This is a genomic window from Oribacterium sp. HCP28S3_H8 (assembly GCF_052064775.1).
In the GTDB taxonomy this organism is placed as follows: Bacteria; Bacillota; Clostridia; order Lachnospirales; family Lachnospiraceae; genus Oribacterium.
Genome location: NZ_JBQHUZ010000017.1, coordinates 1 through 18,372 on the forward strand (window position 1 = coordinate 1; position 18,372 = coordinate 18,372).

Genomic DNA, 18,372 nt, shown 5'->3' on the forward strand with positions numbered 1-18,372 from the left:
ACCTCCGGTTAGTTTTTTGTTTGAGCACTTAAAATTTTACCCAAAGGTACTAGTCATGTCTATTTTTTTATTCGGTTTTAAAAGAATTTGCGCAATTAATTATACGTTATCGATAGGCTTGGACTATCTTTTTCTTAAATTCGTAACTGTATTTAGCCATTAAAATACCGACCTCCAATCGTTAGATGTTTGGTCTAACAATTGGGGGTCGGTACACAAAGGCGGCTGCTTTTTATTTGTTAGATACTTTTTTATCTTTTCTTAAAATACAACAACATACTGAAAAGAATCACAAAGAAATCTCAATGTTATTGTCAACTTTTATATTACTATGCCAAAAACTATATTCGTTAAGTTTCTGTGTCACTCCATTATATACGTCAAGTTCCCCACTTGGATCCCTTAATGTAATTATTAGACAAAACTCTTGGCTCAATTCAAAATTATGAGCCTGAGATTTCAGCTCAGAATAATTTCTATATGTTCCATCCAAATATAAAAACCAATTCTTATCTTCAGTCAGATATTTTTCCTTATTTCCATCTGTTACTTCTGATAAATCAACAGCATATTTCTTAACAGGATAATATTTATCACCGTATTGAATTAATAATCTTTCCATTTTGGCAAATTCACTTTGATTCTTAGTCGCTTGCTTGCGTTTACTATAAAACGATTCAAGCAAAACATTCTTCGCACCTTCTTTACCAACCGGATTTAATATTGTCCTTCTCGTCGTGTTTCTTTCAGTCTTCTCGTCATAAGAGCCAAACTTTAAATTCATATTTGACTGACAGTATTCAAAGCCCTGTGAAGGCTCTAAAACCGAATCATACACTAACGTGGCTATAATTTGACCTGAATAATATCCATCTTTAATTAAACAATCCGGCATAGGAAAGTCTTTAATATCTATATACTGCCCCCTTGCCAAAGTATCCCTTAAAATTAGAGTAACTTCATTCGGTGAGTTATATAATATCTGTGATACAGACGATGGTTTTCCAAATCCTGTGTAATTAGTTCTTTCATTTACAGGCATCCTTATTTCTGCAGGATAATTACATGAATGGATCAACAATGCTTTTATAAGTAACGGGTCAAACTCCTCTTTGATATCGTTGCTGAGTTCTGCCGCTAAGGCAGAAATTCGAGGTGTTGAAAAGCTTGTACCTGATGAATACACTGTGTGTCCACCCATTCCAATAGTAAGATTGCCAGTTTGTTCAATACCTCCTCTTCCATCAGTTTTTGCATTTCCGCCATAATGAACCAAATCAGGCTTAACAATATATGCTGGACCAGGCCCAATCCTCGTAAAGGGAGAAGGTGTATTTTCTTCGGAAAGATCATTTGGTTCAGATGACTGTGCAATAGACCCCACAACTAACGATCTTACAGAATCTGCGCCTTCATGAAGATGTCCAACAGGATTTCCAAATGCAAAATTTGTACAATTTCCAGCTGATTTACAAATCAATACGTTACATTCATCCTGTAAACTATCTAACGCAACAGCGAAATCCGAAAATGAATCAGGATTTATTTCTCTTGTAATACTGATAGAAAGATTCCATATTTTAATTACTTTGCAATAACGCCTTACAATTTCTTGAATATTTGCTATCAAATCGTCTTCATCAAATGATTCTTTATCAGTATCCGGAAAAACGGTTGCATCAAAAACCTTAACATGACTATTTCCGACATATTCCTTACCTTCCAGTTTATCTCCATATGCAATAATACTAGCCACCTTTGTTCCATGAGATGGCGTTACTACGTTTTTCGGATAAGGGGATGCTGCTCCCGCAATCCATGGCTCAAGATATTTATTACGTTCTATACCATTATCTAGGACGCCTACAATTGCATATGTTTCAAAGTCTTTTGGATACATTACTGAAAATTCAGTTCCAGACTCTAAACTATCTAAATCCAAAAAAACTTTAGGCATAGGAATAATTTCTTCTGTCAAATCAAATATTTCTGAACTCATCAGTGTATCTACAACCGCTGAATCAGCTTTTATCAACTTATATACATCTAAGTCAGGAGAATACTTTGTCTTTTTATATTTAATTTGTTTTTCTATTAAATAGTTTTCAAAACGTCTAGCATATGCATTATTCAGTGCATAATCTTGAAAATTGATCAATTTAATCTTATAGTCTTCAACAGTTGAACTTCTGACTAACGTTGGCTTAAATTCACCAATTTCTTCAATACAAGATATTTCATATGCATATTTCTGTGGCTGTGTAATCCTCTTTTTTATTTCTAAGGCTTCCTCTTCTCCAGAAATCATTATTTTAATTGTTCTTTCATTGCACAATCCAATAACATTATTTCTTCCATTCCCCGAAAAAAGTGTATTTATTTTTCCTCGATGGCTCTTTGCTAATGCATCTGGATTTAAAATTGCAGTAATTACTGAAGGAACATCATTGTCTTTATGCGCAATACTATCTATAATCTCATCGAATTCTACGCAAAGCATTTCTGCCCTATTTACTAATTCATCTCCGGAAAGAACGAATGAGGGCAATGTTTTATTACCACAACCTTCAACTCTCATGTTATCTTCTTCTCTTTTGGCAAAAAACTTAATCGGTAGTCTTCTTTCCACTTCCTTCACCCCTTATTCTTTTTGATATTGATTGAATCTTTCTCAAAGGGAATCCATACCCCTGTAGTTCCCTATGTGTCATATCATTTCTAATTAAGAATTCTATGAAATCATCTTCATTGGAATTACTGTGATGTAAGAATAAATATGTCTCACGAAATAGGTCCAGTAAATCGACATCTTTTTTGTCATGCACAATTGCTTCCATCATACTGTTTGTAACAACCGTTTTTATATCTGAATAGCTAAGTCCATTCATAGAACTTGAAAGGTTCTTAAGTTTTTTTTCACTTGAAATAATGTCCGAGGCTTTTCCTTTTAAAAGAATTTTTAGGTAATCACTGATTTCATGCTCATCAGGCTTATCAATCAACAATACCCTATTAAATCTTCTCCAGACAGCTGGGTCTAATAATTCATGGTGATTCGTCGCCGCTATTATTATACTGTTTGGACTAAACATATCTATATTCTGAAGCAAACTATTTACAACTCTTTTTAGTTCTCCCATTTCATTTTTATCGTCTCGTAATTTAGCTATTACATCAAATTCATCTAAAAACAGAACACATTCTTGTCTCGATGCATAATCAAATATTTTTCTAATATTTTTTGCCGTACTACCTAATAATGAAGAAATCATTCCATCTAATCTTGCTGTCACCAGTGGCAAACCTGTCTTCATTGCAATGTAGCTTGCAATTGTTGTTTTCCCGCATCCAGGTGGTCCATACAAAAGTAAGCTCTTAGATGTATCAATTCCAGCAGCCATAATTGCATCTCTTTTTTTATATATTGTAATAAAGTCTTCTATTTCTTTTTCAATAGAAGGATTTAATTTTAGATCTTCTTTATTTATTGTGGGAACACTGACATCTACTATTTCCATCCTACTCTCACCATCTACCGGTTTTGAAGATAATGAGTCCAAGGATGTCATACCAACTCTTTTGCTTAAAAGTGTTTTTGCTATCTTATTTCCAAATTGGGTGTCTCCAGATTCAATCAGATTTCCCGATAAAGTTTTCGCATAATTATATACTTTTTCACGGTCACCAGCTAAACCGCCTTCTATAATCTTTATTATTTCTGTGTACATAAGCATTCCTCCTGTGATTATTGTACGTTACATGTTATCATACGTCAATCTTTTGTTATCAGTATGTGCATTTTTGTTATCAGTACGATCATTCCATCAGCATAACAAGCTTGATATGTTCCACTGCAGCCGTCTTTCCTCTCTCTGTCTTCAGGCTTTTTAACAACTGTATAGCCATGAGAATTTCCAGATCATCTTCCTCTTGCTCAGCTTCTGTTCCATTAACTAAGTAATCCATAGAAGTACCAAACTCCTTTGCAAGAACCTGAAGTGTATATTGTCAATAGTTAATCCTCAAAAGAGGGTGCGGACAAAATCCTGGACCACAATAGTGGCTAAGGAGGAGACCGCACATGTATTCTCATGAACAAAGAATAAAAGCAGTTGAATTATATATTCAATACGATCGTAGTGCTGCGTCAGTTATTAATGAACTGGGCTATCCTGATTATAAATCTCTTGTCGCCTGGTACAGGCAGTATACGGAGACGGGCACTCTGGTAAAAGAAGGTGAGTCCTACAAAAAATATACTGTAGAACAGCGTGCTACTGCTGTTAAGCATTATCTTGAACACGGCAAATGTGTTTCGCGGACGGTCCGGGTATTGGGATATCCAAGCCGACCGCTTCTTACACAATGGATAAAAGAGGATGTTCCCGAAGAAACACGTCCTTGCACCAAAGGGCAATCATTGGTACATTTATCAAAAGAACAGAAGGAACAGGTTGCTATCGAATTATGTACCAGCGACGGAAGTGCTCAAGAGATTGCTGATAAATATAACGTCAGCAGATACTCTGTATATAACTGGGCCTGGGATCTTCTCGGGAAAGGAAACATATCACCCATGCCCAAAAAGAAGCCGGATACCACTGCTGATAAACAGGAAACCGTGGATTCTCTCAAGCAAGAAATCGAGCAGCTCCATAATGAAGCGGAAGAACTCAAACGCCAGGTTTATCGGTTGCAGTTGGAAAAAGATGTCCTTGAGAAAGCAGCTGAAATCCTAAAAAAAGATGAGGGCGTCAGTCTCGAAAAGCTGACCAATCGCGAAAAAGCGATCGTGATTGGCGCCCTTCGCAGTAAATACAGCCTTCATGAGCTCCTGGATGTCTTTCATATGGCGAAAAGCAGTTATTACTATTAGCAAGCCGCGCTCAGTGCCCCGGATAAATACGCTGATATCCGAGTAAAGATCCGTACTGTATTCGCTGAATCCTCCAGCAGATACGGCTACCGTCGAATTCATAGCTCTCTCAATAATGAGGAATTGACTGTATCCGAGAAGGTGGTGCGCAGGCTCATGCAGGAAGAGAAGCTTATAGTACCAACTGTTAAGCGTAAGAAGTATAGTTCCTATAAAGGAGAGATAACACCTGTCGTTCCAAACGTGATAGAGCGGGATTTCCACGCCGAGCAGCCAAATGTGAAATGGCTGACAGATATCACAGAGTTTCATATCCCGGCTGGAAAAATATATCTTTCTCCTATTATTGACTGCTTTGACGGACTACCGGTTTCCTGGACAATAGGGACTTCTCCGGATGCCGAACTTGTCAATACCATGCTTGATAACGCCGTCGGAACTCTTAAGAATGGCGAGCATCCGATTATTCATTCCGATCGAGGTGCGCATTACCGTTGGCCAGGCTGGATCGAGAGGATGGAGAACGCGGGACTCACAAGATCAATGTCCAAAAAGGGATGCTCTCCGGACAACTCTGCCTGTGAAGGTTTCTTCGGACGCCTGAAGAACGAAATGTTCTATGGGCAATCTTGGAAAGATATCACCATCGAGGAATTCATAACCATCCTTGATGAATATATGCATTGGTACTCGGAAAAGAGAATCAAGCTCTCTCTTGGAGGAATGAGCCTACTTCAGTATCAAAGGTATCTTGGGCTTATAGCGGCTTGATTCATAGCGGATATTGATTGGTTAATGGTCCAAGGAAATGTCCGCACCCCCTTCCTGGTATTATTAGTTTACAACATACACCTTGCGGATGTAGTCGAAGTCCGGCATACGCTTGGTAGTCTGCGGCGTCGTGTCTTTTGTAAACATCTTCTGTTCCAGGTCAGCGTCAGTAACTGACTCATCAATCGGTCAGGCAATAGACAGTTCGGATGCCCGTCGCTGCACCTTGATGATGGTCTTTCTCGAGACGTGAATACTGCGCTCGATTTCCCGGAGAGACAGTCCTAAGGCAGACAGCCTGAGGATTTCTCGGTATTTGGTCATAAAAAACCTCCTTTAAATGTGAACTCGCATCGGGATTGATGCTTATCCTCATTATAAAAGTGATTCCGTCATGACCGGTACAGCGGTTTCCATCACTCCGGAATAGCGGTTTCCTCAGACCGGACAGGTGGTGTAAAAAGGTCTGTAATCTTCACCTTAGTCCTTTTCAGACCCATCAACGCTCCGGCGAACTTCTGGATCTCCGGTTTTCCAACGGTACTTTTCTTTGTTATTCATATGCTTCAATTCGTTACCAACATTCTTTATTTCACTCGTATTGTCTTTGATAGCTTTCAGTAAATCATCCTGCTCGGTAGCAGTACTAAAAAAAGTCATATAATTTTCAAAATCAACGAAGATATCATCAGAATACTTTTGCCCATTAGCCTGATATGTAACGGTTCCCTCGACAGGTTTCATATTGGGATTGCCTCGAAGTTTGTTACTCCCTATAAAGATGTCGTAGTGTTGTCCAGCGCCAATCAGGCATTCTTTTCCTTTAAGTTTTTCAAGCTGATTCCTAAAAGTCTCTTCTGGTAAACTATCGATAAACTCTTGTGTAAGATTAATCATAGTATGTTGTGCAGTGTATTTTCCTCGATTTACAAAACGCACTATATACCAAGTCTTGCGTTCGTAAAGAAATTCTACATCCAAAATCGGTCTATTATCTTCTGCGTATTGTTTGCGCATCTCTTCCAACTGTTCTTTTGAAGCTTCAGCTGATTTTATATTAGCCCTACAAATAAATATTGTTGCAATAACATAAACAGCAGTAATGGCGATCATTAACCAATCAGTAACATTTGTCATTACAGCTCTCCTTCAACTTCTCTTCAAAATTCTTCTCTCTCGCATAGCGAAATTCCTTTTCCGTATAGCTAATTCCAGCATCCGATCCAGATTCTATTATAGAGCCATATCGCTGTCCCAAAATCAAAACATAATAATCCGAACTATCAATTGTCTCTTGTATGATTTCCCACTGCTCTTCGTCAGCAGCGTTAAACATCTCCATGCCAACTGGGAAATGCATCATTGATAGGATTGCATCCCTTACTTTGCTACGTGCTTCTATCAAATCCTTATAAGTTGACGAAATAAAAATTTGGTATTTCTTTTCCATGTTATATCACTTCCTTACAAGATAGTGTTTTATTCTATAACTCACTGATTATTGTATAGCATATAATTCTCCTATTTCCTGAAGAATCTGTTCTTTCGTTCGTCCCACAAGCCCCAACTGTTTAACATCAATCGTTTCATTTTTCATTCGATCAACAAACTTCTGCATATCCTCATACACGCCACTGGGAGTGGCAATCTTGATTGTAGGGTCAATCAGTTCAGTCAATCGAAAAACATCATTTTTATGCTTCTTAATGTTTTTACTATCAACGTGTTCTCCGGCTTCCTTGCGATCCGTCAAATCCATCCATGCTTTCGCCTTGAACGGAATCAAATATGCAGCGTCCAAAACCGTTACTCCATCAACAGTCACTTTCCCCTGTTTCAAGAATTCATAGTAATCATCATCCAAAAGGATTGCAGATAAACTCGATATGTCCTCATCCATTGGCAGCGGTGTCAATACTGCATCATCTGGAAGTTGAATTGCATCCAGTTTTCTAGTGAACAGTTCAATCATGGCTGGATAACGGTTTGAGGTCGGGTGACTGAACCGATAAAACTGTGGCATACCAGAGCTTTTATTACAATGTTCGTATCCAGCCTGTTTTACATAGTCCCAGAATTTTCTTCCAAAAGCCACATCCACGGCTTCAATAATTAGAACAAGATCAATGTCTTTTGTTGCACGGAAGTCTAAGCCTTCTTCCGTCATCAAGATGTCACACGCAGTTCCACCGATAATTGCATACTGGCTTTCGTTACCCTTGAACCATTCCTTAAAGCTTTCAATCCCTGTTACCATCTATCTTCCTCCACAGATTATTTAACATTTCTTCTACTGCTTCTTCTACCCGTTCATCTGCATCTTCCCTGAGCGATAATGCCAGAGAAAGTTCATCGACCATTTTTTTCTTCGATAATTTTCGTGGGTCATATCTCCACATTTCAACAGCCACCTGTGAATTTGAGTCCTGTAAATCCTTTGTCATACAGTCATTCCACTGAGATATTCTTTCTGAAGCGTAGCACCAAACACCAGGCGCATTGAGCATCGAATACTCCGCCAATGCGGAATATCCGCTCTCCAACAATTCATTCTTTACTTCCTCGCATGGAACGTAGACAGTCCTTTTCACAGGATTGAGCAGAACTTTCTCTGCTTTATAAAACAACTCTTTGGGGGAGTTTTCCGAGAACAGTATCTTCTGTACTCCGATTTTTTTCGATTGCAGCGTTCCCATTTCTTCAAGTTGTTTGGACGCTCTGGAAATAGATGTTGGTGTCAAATCCAAATCTTTTGCAGCTTGACTTGTGGACAGTTCCTTTGCTCCCTTATAAATAAAATAAAGCAACAGCATCTGAGCTGATGGCAAGATTTCTTCTCTGTCGCTCTTTTCTGCATCACAACGTTCCTGCAAATATGCCGCCATAAAGGGCAGATAAATTTGCTTTCCATCCACAATAAATGCTATCTTTTCTCGAAGTAAATACTCTTTCTGCCGTGCAGTGATTTGTTCCAGTACTAAAACCACAGGGCGATCTGCAACCTTTTTCACACGTTCCAGATGCTTTTTTAATGTTTCCACCTGTTCCAATTCGGTTTTAGGGTACAAAAAAACGGCTTTTTGACCACTCAGAGATACTTTCTGTGAATCATACCTTGTACTGATGAAGTTTGGCAAATGCTCTAAAGCTTTATTTTCATACAGCACTTCAATTCCTAAAACCCGCTTCAGGTATTCCACTCTATCGCCTCCATTTATAACTCTTTTTTTGTATTATAACTTGTTTTAAGTTAAGATACAATATTAAGGTTATGATTGGCCAAATTCAACTATTGAAACACCAATATTTTCCAAGCAATTTTGCTCGTGAATTGAAAAAGTAAATTCCAGTGTAGAAGTAAATTCTACTGCAACTTAAAAAGCTTTCTTTTTTTAATATTTCAGATGCAATTCTGTTCTGAGATGCATATAATTAGGATAACTTTTCTGACAAAAACCTAAATTTAGACATGCTTCGTAAGCCGCTGGAAATGCAGTGTGCGAGACTGAATTCCACCAGCCACATTGAAAAAATGTGAAAAGTTTACTTCCAGTCTGACAGCAGATTTTGTCTGGTTAGTTGTTCCGAATCAGCTTAGGCGAGAGTTTGACTTCATCAGGGTCAATGCGCCTAAGCTGTAGTTTTTTTAAGACTTCCCACCGTATGCTTTGTCAGAAACGTTATAGGGTGTACTTCCATTCAGGCTTTTGCGTGGCGTAGAGTTTATGTGGTTCACAATTAGGTTGACGGCCCACTGTGTCAGAAACCCAAAGCTTGTGCCTTTTGGCAAGACCATTCTAAGCAGCGTAGGAACGTTTTCCACGCCGCCTTTCTGGCAGCTCCGCATTGGATCACAGAAGTGTTTGAGGTCGATGTTTCTGGCACAGAAACGGCCGTCATTGATGTACTGGTAACCCCGGGGGTATCAATTTCGCGGACGCACGCACGGAAGGGAGCACTGGTCTCCTGTAGGTACACCTTTTAAGATCATGACCTCCCCCGCCTCGTTATTCTCCTCGTTTTTCTTTTAAGCATTTAAACAATTCATTGAATTTATCCTAGAATTTATCTATAATCAAAATATCAAGGAGGTACTCGTTATGATTATTGACACTGATAGAACTGTTTCGATGACAGAAGCTAATCAGAACTTCTCCAAGGTTGCCCGTATGGCAATGGAATATGGTGACGTCACTATTCTGAAAAACAATAAAGTTTTTCTAACTGTCCACTATGCTCTACAAGATGATTCTGTAAAGGCTGCATCTGATGCAGATGTGCTTGCTTCCTCAGCAAAGCTATTAAAACGAAACAAACACGTTTATGAGGAACTTGCGAAATGAATATGCTGACAAAGCAGCAGATTCTTCTGTTACATACACAACTGATCAGACAATCAGGAGGAACTGATGGCGTTCGTGATGAGGGGATGCTGGATTCAGCAATCAGCCAACCTTTCCAGACCTTTGACAATATGGAGCTTTATCCAGGCATTGTTAACAAAGCCGTCCGCCTTGGATACGGACTGATTACAAATCACCCTTTTGTTGATGGCAACAAACGTATCGGTACACACGCCATGCTTGTGACGTTGGATATCAATGGTATTGAGCTTCAATATCAAGACGAAGATCTGATCCAGCTAATCCTGAAAATTGCATCAGGAAAAGCAGACGATCGTGTCCTTCGAACTTGGGTTCTCGCGCACATCGTATAATGAGTGCATTGACTTAACTTTCCCCTCAGTACCGATACGTCGGATTGTGATCCTCTCGTCCGGTCTTCCTGTCGTAGCACCTCTTACACAGCGCCTGCCAGTTCGATCTGTCCCAGAAGAGCTTCGGATCTCCTCGGTGCGGAACGATGTGGTCCACAACCGTCGCGGGCGTTGCGATGCCATGTCGCAGACACTCCTCGTAGAATGGATGGAGCTGTAAGAACTTCTTGCTCTCCCGTCTCCATCTTGAACCGTACCCTCTAGCCGCAGCTGACCGCATTTCTTCCGGATGCATCCTCTTGTGTATGTATGTTGTAAACTAATAATACCTTCTGGGGGGTGCGGACATTTTCCTGGACCATTTACCAATCAATGTCCTCGGCAGGTCAAACTGCTATTCTAGATTTTCATCTGCTGCAGCACGAGTTTCTTTAGGCAATGCCTATTCCCTGGCGGAAATACTGAGCTAGTCACAAAAAATCTGCTTGAGAATATGCAATAGCTCCATCACGGATTGTCATCTCTGGAATCAGTACCTGATTACCTGTTCTGGCCTCTCCAATAAAATCTTTATGCAGTACAGACTTATTCTTCAATTTCCAAATGGCAATGTCGGATTCTGTGCCAGGCTGCAAGGAGGCAAGACTTAATCTTCCCAACCATCGTGCCGGATTAATGGTAGCACAGTCAAATACCTCCTCCAGTCTCATACCAAGCATCAGATATTTGCTAAGAAGTCTGGGCAGAGAAATCAGCGGGTGTCGATAGTTACCTAAAGGACTATTGTCGCTTGAAATAATGTCTGGCATGAAACCTTCAGATATTGCTGCTTCTGCAACGCGAAATAAAAAGTTACTCCGCCCATTACATGCATCAAAAATCACTCCTCGTTTTCTTGCCTCCACTATCTCCCGCTGAACTTTCCCCTTCTCGTCTAAAATATTCTCGTCCGTTCCTGCATACATATGACAAAAAACATCGCCTGCACGAAGTTCTGAGGCAATTCTGCCCGCAGATACATTCGGATTGTTGACATGGACAACCACCTTCTTTTTCAATTTTTCTGCCAACTTAACGCCTTCTATAACAGGCTCATCTGTTAAACCATACGGATCACAAATTGCATGTCCCTGTCGTATTTTTAACGCCACAATTTCCGGATATCTGTCGCACAGGCTCTCAATTGTTTCAATGTCCCAATCGCCAGGTGTCTGGTTTTCCGGATGTCTGCCAGTAATGAGTCCTTCAGGTGCCACATGCAGCATAGCCAACACCCGTGTTCTTGCTCTGCTGATTACATTTGCATAAAATCCTTGAAAAGCCGCACTTCCCGCTGTCCCAGCATCAATACATGTAGTAACACCATTCGGCAGGCAAAAAGTATCAGCATCACAGGCTCCGTCAGAGCCTCCCGTAAAGCAATGAAGATGAAAATCAATTAACCCAGGAGTTATGATACATCCTGTCGCATCTATGAGAATGTCAGCTATAATTGATCCCGCCGGAACGATACAATGTCCATATACCGCTATATCCCGTGGCACAAAAGTTCCTTCTGTTGGATCATATACAGTTCCATTTTGAATTAAAATTTTATCCATACTCTGTTATCCCACTTAACTACAAAGGGGCTGTCGCAGGAGAATTCCCACAACAGCCCTCCGTCATGTTATGTCACAGTACCAATTTTATAAATTATTTTGCCTCGTCTACAGCCTTCAAGAATGTGTCTACAAGATCACTACCTAGATCTGTACGTACTTTATCATAAACCGGCTGTGCCTTAGCTTGCATCTCTGCCAGAACAGAATCGTCTAATTTAATAATTTGAGAGCCATTATCTTCAATGGTTTTCTTATATCCGATAATAGCCTCATCTGCTGCAGCGCGAGTTTCCTTAAGTGCTTCTTCAGCACATTCATCAATAAGTGCCTTAACATTATCTGGCAGAGAATCATACAATGCCTTATTCATGGTAAAAACCATGATATGACCTAGATGATTTGTCTCAATAATATACGGCTGGACTTCATAGAACTTATTTGCTGTAATATTCATATATGGATTCTCTTCTGCATCAATCACTTTCTGCTGGAGTGAAGAATATACTTCATTAAAATCCATAGTTGTAGTAGCCGCCCCAAGACTTGTCCAGTAAAGCTGATGATACGGGTTATCAATAACACGTATTTTTAATCCAGATAGATCATTCAACGAATGAATCTCCTTGTTAGATGTTAACTCGCGGAAACCAGCATCAGTCATTCCCATCAGATGGATTCCTTTATCCGCTGACGCTTTGTTTAACGCATCAAGCAGTTCTGCATTATCTTCAACCTTTCGCATCATTTCTACATTAGTAAATGCATTTGGTAAATCAAATAATCCATATTGCGGTATTGTGCTAGTCATGCCAGAAGTAATAGTCGTAGAAAACTGTACAGTACCATCCATCAAAGACTGTAACTGCTCTGCATCTCCACCGAGCTGTCCATTTGGGAAAAGATTTAATGTAATCTTGCCTCCAGAACGCGACTCAATATCATTTTTAAATACTTCATAAAATTTGTAATTCAGCGTCGATTCTGCTACATTCATCGCTACATTCCAGGAGTATGTATTCTCAATATCAACGTTGTCCCCTGATGCAGCCGCAGATTCAGAACTTTTCTCTTCAGTAGCTATAGCTGCCGCAGCAGTTGTAGAAGCATTCGTTGCCGGTGCAGAACCACTTCCACATGCAACAAGACCAGAGGCTACCATGGAAGCCAGAATCACGGAAATTAATTTTTTCATAATCATTACCCTTTCTATTTATAGAGAAAGTCAACCTTTCTCAAAATCACAAATATAAATCTCTAGCTTATCTCAACAACACCAGACTGATTGCTGGTATATAGGAAATAAGAATTAAAGCAACCAAGAATGAAATAAGGAATGGCACGCATGCTCTTGCCAATTTCAGTACTGGTACTTTTGTCATTCCTGATGCAACATACAGATTTATGCCCATCGGCGGAGTGACCATTCCGATCGCCAGGTTGCAAGTCATCATAATGCCAAAGTGTACTGGATTCATGCCGATCGCATTCGCTATAGGAAGTAGAATCGGCGTAAGAATCATAATGTTAGGAATATTATCCAGGATCATACCAAAAATCAGAAGGATCACATTCATGATTAAGATGATAACAAGCTTATTTGAGGAAACGCTCAGTATTGCCTTTGATACAATCTGCGGATACTGCATAATTGTAAGACATCTTCCAAATGCCGTTGCTGAAGCAATAATAAAAAGAATGCCTATATATGATTTTGCTCCTTCTGTGAACAAGCCTAGCACATCCTGCAGTTTTATCGTCTTGTAAACAAATAAAGAAACTACCAATGCATAAACAACTGATACTGCAGCCGCTTCTGTTGGAGAACATATACCGCCATAAATAGATCCAAGAATAATAACTGGTGTAAGCAAAGCCGCGAAGCTCTCTTTAAAGACAGCTGCAAATCCTCGTGAATGAAGCTCAGCATAATTTTTCTGAAGCACCAATTTATCTTCGCCTGAATTTCTACAGTGCAAATAGCAGCAAACACACAAACATAAGCCAATAAGGATTCCCGGAAGAATTCCAGCAATAAATAAGTCTGAAGGCGATGTATCTGAAGCGCCTGAATATACAATATAAGAAATGGATGGCGGAATAATCACTCCCAAGCCACCTGCCACTGTGACAATAGCTGTTGAAAAGACAAGATCATAATTTAAACTTGTAAGAAATGGTATACACATTGCTCCGACCGCTGATACCGTTGCAGGTGATGAACCAGAAATTGCTCCATAAAACATGCAAGTAAGAACAACTGCACAAGGAAGGCCTGCGGTTTTATTGCCTATAAAATAGGCAAAAAAATCAAACAGTTTTTTGGATATACCACCTCTGGCCATAATCACACCAGATAGCATAAACAGCGGGACTGCTAACATTGTAAAGCTATTCAGACTTGAAAACATACTCCTGATAGCAGCGTCAACAGTATAAGGTACGCTGGAACTCACCAAATTTGGCAGAAAACTCATTCCTCCAAATACAAGTGCCATAGGAGTTCCGATTGCAATCAGAACAAAGAAAATCAAGAAAAATAATCCCATCGCCATTTTATTATGCCTCCTTATGCCTCATCATCGGAAGATTTAATATGATTACCTGAATACTCCTGATGAGTGCATCTAAAAATCCAAAAACACAAGCAAGGTAAATATAAGCCATGTTAAATCCCATCGTACCATCTGTAGTTCCCGAAGCATACACACTGCAAAAAACACGTATAGATGATATAAACAAAAATCCAAAAAATAATATCTGCATCACTCTGACAATCCAGCAAAACAATGAATTAACCGAGTGCGGTACGATTTGAAGTACAAAATCAACACTGATTCCACTTGATCTTCTGATCCAATGACCTATTGTAAAAAAAGTAGAATAAACAAGGCAATATCTGCATACTGCCTCACTCCAAGTAAGACCGCTTCCCAAAATGTATCGAAGCACCACATTTACCGTAATGAGAACAGATAAAATGATTAAAAAAACTGTTAGAACCAATTCTTCAAAGTGAAGATCCACCCATTTCAAAGCTTTCATTTTCCCCTCCAAATTACAATGAAATCCATTTGATAAACAAATTGTAAATATGTTAAAATATAAAGTAAAGATGATAATATTTATGATAACTAGAAGTGTTACTTCTTTTTTTAGAGCATACTATCCTTTATCGCATTATGATTCAGCCAATATTTTGTAATATTGCTAAACTTTTAATTGATATTGAAACACAATAAAAAATAGGAAAAAGGTACAGAAATGGATTTAAAAATGCTTGAATACATTGTTGCGATAGCAGATCATAAAAGTATTACAAAAGCTGCCAATGATCTGTATATTTCGCAATCCGGCTTAAATCAGCAGTTGATCAAAGAAGAAAAAGAGTTAGGTATCCAACTCTTCCATAGATCTAAAAAAGAAATTTTACCAACACAGGCTGGCAAAATATATATAGAAAATGCACGACGCATATTAAAGATTGCGCAAAACACTTATACCCAAATACATGATTTGGAACACAATCCAGCTGGAAATATCGCTCTTGGATTGCCATTTGAGCATGGCGTTGACATGCTTATTGACATACTTCCAAAATTCAATCAACAATATCCCCATGTGACAATTACAATGATGGAGCAAACTGTTTCAGAAATGAAAAATAAAATTACATCTGATCGTCTGGATATGGCTTTTATCATGCAAAATACACCACCAGATCAGACGTTTGATTATATTAAATTATGTTCAGAAAAACTTGTATTGGGCATTCCGCGACGTATAACTGCTGCTCAATATGCCCCTCAGCACGGGAAGCCAATGCGTACTTTGCCGTTAGAATATGTCAAAGATGAAAACTTCGCATTTATGTTTGCAGGATCTACTATGCGTCAAATTATCGATCCCATGTTTGATAAGGCAGGGATTCATCCAAATATACACTATGAAACTCTAATGAATAATGCATTATTTCGGTTGGTAAACAATGGACTCTGCTGCACCATTATTCCACAATCATATGCACAAAGGACGAATTCCACCGCATGGTTCTATTTGGAAGACGATCCAAAATGGAATTGGTATTTCATTTACTCTAAAACGAGAACTCTCAGCGTCGCTGATAAATATTTGATTTCATTAGCAATCGATTATGGTCACCAAATGGAAATTTATTGGGAGCAATTTGGAATCGGTCGTCCAACAATATTAAATTAACTTTTATCCTTGACCATAAAAGACAACCTTTAATTCATCCTTAGTTTCAAATTAAAATCACCATCTTATATCGACGATTTTAATTTTGCATACGGCGTAGCCACGTGGCCGCTTTTGCGGCCGTGAGTGATCACGGTGCGGAGCGAGTGACCGGCCTTTGTATGTTGTAAACTAATAATAAAAGGTCCAGAGCAAATACGCCAATCCGATTCTACTGATCATCGATGAATGGCTGCTGTTGAAGCCAACCGCATCAGAGAACAGCACGATATACTGGAACTCCTCCATAGGAGACGCAAGAAGTCGTCAACCATCTTTTGTTCTCAGTATGATTACAATGGCTGGTTCGATCAACTTGGAGGCGATGACAGTCCGCTTGCGGAAAAGCGATCCTGGATCGCATCAAGCATGATGCGTACAAGATCAACATCATCCCGACGGACCCGGCGAATTACAGATCCATGCTGCCGTCGGCTTGGCTCCTGCGATATTGATCTTGTGCTAACCGGAAGTCGTGATGTGGGTTGCAAGGCCCCTCATGATGTTCTCTTCATTGTAAAAAAGGCATAAGAAAATAGAATACTCTGTCTTTGGGATCTGGAAGATCAACATCCAAATGCTCCTCAGAAATAGAAATCGCATGAGAAAACAGTTCGTTGATGATGTCATTTACGATTGCCTCCGTAAGATGAAACTTCGGGCGAAGTAACACCGTACGATACTCATCAAGAATTTCACAGGCACCTCACTTTCTGGCATCTGCAATTTCGGCATTGATCTCATCAATCGTCATATCAGAGATTCCGTTTTCTTCCGCAATTCGGCTGGCCCGCTTCATAGCAGAGACACCTTTATTTTCTGAAGTTTTCGCGATTCTCATACTAAAGGGGATCCCCTTATCCCTGACCAGTCTGGAGACACACATTCTAAGATAGGACGGCATATCCAGCCCAAGCTGATCTAAGATTCTTGTAGCCTCGACTCGCTCTGTTTCGTCTGCTCGGAATTGTACAAGTGTGTTTGCCATAGTAAACACCTCCTTTTCTAATTCCATATTAGCACGTAATAAATACAAATGCAGTCAAATGATTACAGAACAATCAGTCCTCGGCTGTCATAAACACTCTCTTCACTTTCATGTCGAATAGCACGATCTAAAGCCATGACAGTAGCAACCGCACCATCGATCTTTTCAGTACTCTTTTCCTTGTCCATCTAAAACGGAAATAGCAGAATTGCTTAGAATACGGAAAGAAGATAAGGAGGGCACAAAATTGCACCGAAGAAGAAAAAAGCTGAAAAGCCTGAAAAATAAGAACACACGCCACCGCCTGGTTTTCTTGTTTTCTTCATTTTACTCATGCAGCTCCAACGGCAGTCCGTCCGGGTCATGGAAGAAAGTCATCTTCTTGCCGGTGTAATCATCCACACGAATTGGCTCACATTCAATTCCTACCTCTGCCAACTCATTCACTGTCTGCTCCACGCTCTCCACACAAAATGCAAGGTGACGCAGCCCACAGGCCTCCGGGCGGTTCACACGCTTCGGCGGGTTTTCTTCTGCAAAAATCTCCAGCTCTGTGTGTTTGTTAACACGCAGAGCCAGCTTCCAATCTTTACGCTCTGGGCGATAGTTTTCTCTAATAATGGGAAAGCCCAGCTTGTTCACATAGAACTCCCTTGCGGCTTCGTAGTCGGATACGATGATCGCGATGTGGTGTATTTTAGATAAGTTCATTTTATGTCACACTCCATTTCTTCTACTTATGTTCTTTTTTTATTTTCATTATAAGCTATACGACAACCTTCAAAAAATACCGTGTGAACTTCTGGAGTTCAGTTTGTCCTCACGGCATTCATTTTTTCTTGGATTATTTTATTTCAGCTTTTCCAGAATCTCGTCCGCACTCATCCCGCTGGCCAGCAGCTTCTTCAGCACTGCTTCGGCTTCACCCCTTCTTAGCTTCTTCAGCGGCCTTAGCATCTGCCTTTGCTTTCTTCGCTTCCAGAGATGCCACTTCTTTTTCGGCCTTTTTCAAAGCAGTTTTCTTCTCTTCCAGGTCAGCCTTCAAAGTGTCGATACCGTCAATATTTTTGCGCAAATTTAGTTTTAACCGATATTCTCTGATTAAAAATCAGAGCCTACACAATTAGTACCTTGATAAATTCATTTAGCCCACATCAGTTAA

General features: G+C 39.7%; 18 protein-coding genes and 3 pseudogenes. 5 read left to right on the plus strand and 16 right to left on the minus strand.

What is annotated here, in order from left to right:
* Positions 1-289: 289 nt before the first annotated feature.
* From ACTNEN_RS12845 to ACTNEN_RS12855, 3 genes are all read right to left on the minus strand, one after another.
* Positions 290-2,629, minus strand: a complete 2,340-nt coding sequence (locus ACTNEN_RS12845; RefSeq protein ID WP_441206878.1) for a S8 family peptidase — start codon at positions 2,627-2,629, stop codon at positions 290-292.
* Positions 2,607-3,728: an AAA family ATPase gene (locus tag ACTNEN_RS12850; protein ID WP_441206879.1), complete on the minus strand. Its 1,122-nt coding sequence runs from the start codon at positions 3,726-3,728 to the stop codon at positions 2,607-2,609. The genes ACTNEN_RS12845 and ACTNEN_RS12850 overlap by 23 nt, the downstream gene beginning before the upstream one ends.
* Before the next feature lie 88 nt (positions 3,729-3,816).
* Complete coding sequence (locus ACTNEN_RS12855) at positions 3,817-3,966, minus strand: hypothetical protein (RefSeq protein ID WP_441206880.1); 150 nt, start codon at positions 3,964-3,966, stop codon at positions 3,817-3,819.
* 115 nt (positions 3,967-4,081) lie between these two features.
* On the opposite strand from ACTNEN_RS12855, the pseudogene ACTNEN_RS12860 reads away from it, so the two are divergent.
* Positions 4,082-5,647 (plus strand): annotated as a pseudogene (locus ACTNEN_RS12860) (IS3 family transposase).
* A 189-nt stretch (positions 5,648-5,836) separates the two neighbouring features.
* On the opposite strand, the gene ACTNEN_RS12865 reads toward ACTNEN_RS12860, so the two are convergent.
* The 6 genes and pseudogenes from ACTNEN_RS12865 to ACTNEN_RS12890 form a co-directional block, all read right to left on the minus strand.
* Positions 5,837-5,971: a hypothetical protein gene (locus tag ACTNEN_RS12865; RefSeq protein ID WP_441206881.1), complete on the minus strand. Its 135-nt coding sequence runs from the start codon at positions 5,969-5,971 to the stop codon at positions 5,837-5,839.
* 156 nt (positions 5,972-6,127) lie between these two features.
* Positions 6,128-6,784, minus strand: coding sequence for a hypothetical protein (locus ACTNEN_RS12870; protein WP_441206882.1), 657 nt, complete (start codon positions 6,782-6,784; stop codon positions 6,128-6,130).
* Complete coding sequence (locus tag ACTNEN_RS12875; protein WP_441206883.1) at positions 6,768-7,097, minus strand: DUF4062 domain-containing protein; 330 nt, start codon at positions 7,095-7,097, stop codon at positions 6,768-6,770. The genes ACTNEN_RS12870 and ACTNEN_RS12875 overlap by 17 nt, the downstream gene beginning before the upstream one ends.
* Before the next feature lie 48 nt (positions 7,098-7,145).
* A complete protein-coding gene (locus tag ACTNEN_RS12880; protein WP_441206884.1) occupies positions 7,146-7,904 on the minus strand; it encodes a hypothetical protein in 759 nt (252 codons plus the stop codon).
* Positions 7,888-8,847, minus strand: coding sequence for a helix-turn-helix domain-containing protein (locus ACTNEN_RS12885; protein ID WP_441206885.1), 960 nt, complete (start codon positions 8,845-8,847; stop codon positions 7,888-7,890). Before ACTNEN_RS12885 ends, ACTNEN_RS12880 begins: the two co-directional genes overlap by 17 nt.
* A gap of 375 nt (positions 8,848-9,222) precedes the next feature.
* Positions 9,223-9,509 (minus strand): annotated as a pseudogene (locus ACTNEN_RS12890) (IS30 family transposase); the annotation flags it as partial.
* Positions 9,510-9,747: 238 nt separating this feature from the next.
* Between ACTNEN_RS12890 and ACTNEN_RS12895 the strand changes: the two are divergent.
* Entirely contained in the window at positions 9,748-9,990 is a 243-nt protein-coding gene (locus ACTNEN_RS12895) for a type II toxin-antitoxin system Phd/YefM family antitoxin (RefSeq protein WP_441206886.1), read from the plus strand.
* The gene (locus tag ACTNEN_RS12900) at positions 9,987-10,364 is read left to right on the plus strand and encodes a type II toxin-antitoxin system death-on-curing family toxin (protein ID WP_441206887.1); all 378 of its coding nucleotides are present in this window, start codon (positions 9,987-9,989) and stop codon (positions 10,362-10,364) included. Before ACTNEN_RS12895 ends, ACTNEN_RS12900 begins: the two co-directional genes overlap by 4 nt.
* A gap of 25 nt (positions 10,365-10,389) precedes the next feature.
* Here the strand turns inward: ACTNEN_RS12900 and ACTNEN_RS12905 are convergent, their stop codons facing one another.
* The 5 genes from ACTNEN_RS12905 to ACTNEN_RS12925 form a co-directional block, all read right to left on the minus strand.
* Positions 10,390-10,659 (minus strand): HNH endonuclease signature motif containing protein, encoded by a 270-nt coding sequence (locus ACTNEN_RS12905; protein WP_441206888.1) that lies wholly within the window; start codon positions 10,657-10,659, stop codon positions 10,390-10,392.
* 175 nt (positions 10,660-10,834) lie between these two features.
* A complete protein-coding gene (locus ACTNEN_RS12910; RefSeq protein ID WP_441206889.1) occupies positions 10,835-11,965 on the minus strand; it encodes an amidohydrolase family protein in 1,131 nt (376 codons plus the stop codon).
* 94 nt (positions 11,966-12,059) lie between these two features.
* Positions 12,060-13,160: a TRAP transporter substrate-binding protein gene (locus tag ACTNEN_RS12915; RefSeq protein ID WP_441206890.1), complete on the minus strand. Its 1,101-nt coding sequence runs from the start codon at positions 13,158-13,160 to the stop codon at positions 12,060-12,062.
* Between the two features lie 67 nt (positions 13,161-13,227).
* Entirely contained in the window at positions 13,228-14,520 is a 1,293-nt protein-coding gene (locus ACTNEN_RS12920) for a TRAP transporter large permease (RefSeq protein WP_441206891.1), read from the minus strand.
* 4 nt (positions 14,521-14,524) lie between these two features.
* A complete protein-coding gene (locus ACTNEN_RS12925; protein ID WP_441206892.1) occupies positions 14,525-15,010 on the minus strand; it encodes a TRAP transporter small permease in 486 nt (161 codons plus the stop codon).
* Positions 15,011-15,229: 219 nt separating this feature from the next.
* Here ACTNEN_RS12925 and ACTNEN_RS12930 point away from each other — a divergent pair, with 219 nt between their 5' ends.
* Both ACTNEN_RS12930 and ACTNEN_RS12935 read left to right on the plus strand, forming a co-directional pair.
* Positions 15,230-16,183 carry a LysR family transcriptional regulator gene (locus tag ACTNEN_RS12930; RefSeq protein ID WP_441206893.1) on the plus strand — a complete coding sequence of 318 codons (954 nt, stop codon included), beginning with the start codon at positions 15,230-15,232 and terminating at the stop codon, positions 16,181-16,183.
* A gap of 181 nt (positions 16,184-16,364) precedes the next feature.
* Positions 16,365-16,677, plus strand: a pseudogene (locus ACTNEN_RS12935) (ATP-binding protein); the annotation flags it as partial.
* Between the two features lie 251 nt (positions 16,678-16,928).
* Here ACTNEN_RS12935 and ACTNEN_RS12940 read toward each other — a convergent pair.
* Positions 16,929-17,210: a type II toxin-antitoxin system RelB/DinJ family antitoxin gene (locus ACTNEN_RS12940; protein ID WP_441206894.1), complete on the minus strand. Its 282-nt coding sequence runs from the start codon at positions 17,208-17,210 to the stop codon at positions 16,929-16,931.
* Positions 17,211-17,537: 327 nt separating this feature from the next.
* Complete coding sequence (gene gloA2 / locus ACTNEN_RS12945) at positions 17,538-17,921, minus strand: SMU1112c/YaeR family gloxylase I-like metalloprotein (protein ID WP_441206895.1); 384 nt, start codon at positions 17,919-17,921, stop codon at positions 17,538-17,540.
* Between the last annotated feature and the right edge of the window lie 451 nt (positions 17,922-18,372).

Excerpts from the sequence above, each read along its gene's own strand:
- ACTNEN_RS12900 (WP_441206887.1), top strand. The coding sequence starts at position 9,987 with ATGAATATGCTGACAAAGCAGCAGATTCTTCTGTTACATACACAACTG.
- ACTNEN_RS12925 (WP_441206892.1), bottom strand. The coding sequence starts at position 15,010 with ATGAAAGCTTTGAAATGGGTGGATCTTCACTTTGAAGAATTGGTTCTA.
- ACTNEN_RS12855 (WP_441206880.1), bottom strand. The coding sequence starts at position 3,966 with ATGGATTACTTAGTTAATGGAACAGAAGCTGAGCAAGAGGAAGATGAT.
- ACTNEN_RS12875 (WP_441206883.1), bottom strand. The coding sequence starts at position 7,097 with ATGGAAAAGAAATACCAAATTTTTATTTCGTCAACTTATAAGGATTTG.
- ACTNEN_RS12850 (WP_441206879.1), bottom strand. The coding sequence starts at position 3,728 with ATGTACACAGAAATAATAAAGATTATAGAAGGCGGTTTAGCTGGTGAC.
- ACTNEN_RS12870 (WP_441206882.1), bottom strand. The coding sequence starts at position 6,784 with ATGACAAATGTTACTGATTGGTTAATGATCGCCATTACTGCTGTTTAT.
- ACTNEN_RS12920 (WP_441206891.1), bottom strand. The coding sequence starts at position 14,520 with ATGGCGATGGGATTATTTTTCTTGATTTTCTTTGTTCTGATTGCAATC.
- ACTNEN_RS12880 (WP_441206884.1), bottom strand. The coding sequence starts at position 7,904 with ATGGTAACAGGGATTGAAAGCTTTAAGGAATGGTTCAAGGGTAACGAA.
- ACTNEN_RS12895 (WP_441206886.1), top strand. The coding sequence starts at position 9,748 with ATGATTATTGACACTGATAGAACTGTTTCGATGACAGAAGCTAATCAG.
- ACTNEN_RS12940 (WP_441206894.1), bottom strand. The coding sequence starts at position 17,210 with ATGGCAAACACACTTGTACAATTCCGAGCAGACGAAACAGAGCGAGTC.
- ACTNEN_RS12905 (WP_441206888.1), bottom strand. The coding sequence starts at position 10,659 with ATGCATCCGGAAGAAATGCGGTCAGCTGCGGCTAGAGGGTACGGTTCA.
- ACTNEN_RS12910 (WP_441206889.1), bottom strand. The coding sequence starts at position 11,965 with ATGGATAAAATTTTAATTCAAAATGGAACTGTATATGATCCAACAGAA.
- ACTNEN_RS12865 (WP_441206881.1), bottom strand. The coding sequence starts at position 5,971 with ATGACCAAATACCGAGAAATCCTCAGGCTGTCTGCCTTAGGACTGTCT.
- gloA2 (WP_441206895.1), bottom strand. The coding sequence starts at position 17,921 with ATGAACTTATCTAAAATACACCACATCGCGATCATCGTATCCGACTAC.
- ACTNEN_RS12915 (WP_441206890.1), bottom strand. The coding sequence starts at position 13,160 with ATGAAAAAATTAATTTCCGTGATTCTGGCTTCCATGGTAGCCTCTGGT.
- ACTNEN_RS12930 (WP_441206893.1), top strand. The coding sequence starts at position 15,230 with ATGGATTTAAAAATGCTTGAATACATTGTTGCGATAGCAGATCATAAA.